General features: G+C 57.0%; 1 protein-coding gene. It reads right to left on the reverse strand.

Translation table 11 applies throughout. The features are described 5' to 3' along the window. A partial coding sequence (locus HMPREF3036_RS02795) for an IS1634 family transposase (protein ID WP_062331385.1) occupies positions 1 to 1,763 on the reverse strand: 1,763 nt, incomplete at its 3' end. Positions 1,764 to 1,775: the final 12 nt, after the last annotated feature.

A 1,775-nucleotide genomic window follows, 5' to 3' on the forward strand; every position in this document is an offset into this window, starting at 1 on the left:
TCAGATTCGTCGAAGAAGAGCTCGAGGAACATCTGGTCTCTGGCCGTCGTCTCCGTAGACCAACGGTACTGAGCCACCCTGTTCCTCACCTCGACTCTTTCCACGCAGTCGAACCAATCGAGCAACTGCTTGAGCGTCATCGATCGAATCCAGGCGGTTAGTTTTTCGTACTGCTTCCGCACAGTCTTCCCGAGCGACTCATCGTTGGCTCGCCGCTCGGCTTCCTGAGCCGTGCGCTCCATCATGCTCTGCAGCACGAAACGGTAGCCGAGTGCGACGTGTCGGCAGATTTCTTTCCCGCGTACGCTGGTCATCGTCCAGACTCGGGGCTTTCGCCCGTCAAGGTCGGACTTGACGACGCGATACGAGGTTTCAATGTCGTTGCGGCGACGGTAGCGACGAAGCGCGTCCCACGGGCTCGCATGAAGATTTGAAAGGATGACGAAAATCCCAAAGTCCTTCTGTGCGGCCAGAATGACCTCTTCGTTGGGGATGACCTTGATGCCTCCGCCTCGAACACGCTTCCACGAGAAGTACCGGTGCGCGAACTCAAGCTCGGCATCGTCCATTTCATTTTCCTTGCCGGCTGCAAGACTCATTTCGTAGCTTTTGAGCTTCGTGTGGAAGGCTGAAGCTTCCATGACAGCTCGGGCATTGTTGCGGAAATAGTGAAAGTACAGCCGGAAGGATTTCGACTCCGTATCCCCGGCGGCTACGCCATTGCGCGTGCGCTGCCGCTTCCATTCAAACGGCGTCATTTCAGACACCGATACGGCACTGATCTTCTCGTCGAACGGGCACTGAGAAGCGTACCGCGAGAAGTGGTCTCTCAGTTTGGTCCCATCATCGGCGGCGCTGTCCAAGTGCTTGTAGATCCAGGCGTGCTTGAGCGTGGCGAGGATCGTGAACTTGAAATTCTTGCGCAGGAAGCGCAGCACGTTCTCCTTGCTGAAGAACCCGTTGTCGAGGCAGAACTCCGGATTCTTCAAGCCGTATGCCTTGGCCCGAGGCACGGCATTGACGAGAGAAATCACGTCGGGGATGTTGCCGGGCTGAAGCTCGAAAGAAACGGGCAGACCGGAATCAAGCGAGTAGAAGGTGATGATCTTGTAGATGTCCAAGCCGTCGCCGTCTTTGTTGAAGCCTTGCCGCGCGTACGGTTTCAGGCCGTTGCCGTAGACGGAATGCGAGGTTGAATCGAATGCGATGGCCGGCTGTTCGTCGTTGCCTGCCGTACGGGCCAGTTCCCGGAAGAGAGACTGCGAACCGGATTCATCCAGGCCGAGCTCGTGGAAGAGGTCGTCGCAAATGTCCTCGGACAGGCCGGCTTCGTAGGGGAGATCATGTTCGCATTGCCAGGCCTCCACGTTGTGAACAGTTTCACCCGTAGCAACCAAGTACTGAGAGACAGAGAGCAGCTTCTCGGAGGTTCCACCGTTGGGATACGCCCTGCGGACCGAACTTTCGAGTCCGGCCACTGCCCCGGCATGACGAATCAAGTCCAGAGCCCCTACACGGGTTCGTTTGGCAGAGAGCTCGGCAGTCTGAGCCGCTTCGGCTGGCTTCTTCTTGGGGCGGCAACGGGTTGTCACCGTTTCGCCTTCCAGGATTTTTTCACCCGTCCGACGGCTCGACAGAAGGACGTTGTAGCCCTTTGCCGGATCGTATTGATAGCGACGTTCCTCGATGTATTTGACGCCGGTCTTTTTGTTCGTTACTGCCACACGGCGAACTTTGACCGGGAACTCCTTCCGAGCTGCCATTTGATCTCCTTT

It is taken from the genome of Sutterella sp. KLE1602 (genome assembly GCF_001578585.1).
Lineage (GTDB): Bacteria > Pseudomonadota > Gammaproteobacteria > Burkholderiales > Burkholderiaceae_F > Sutterella > Sutterella wadsworthensis_A.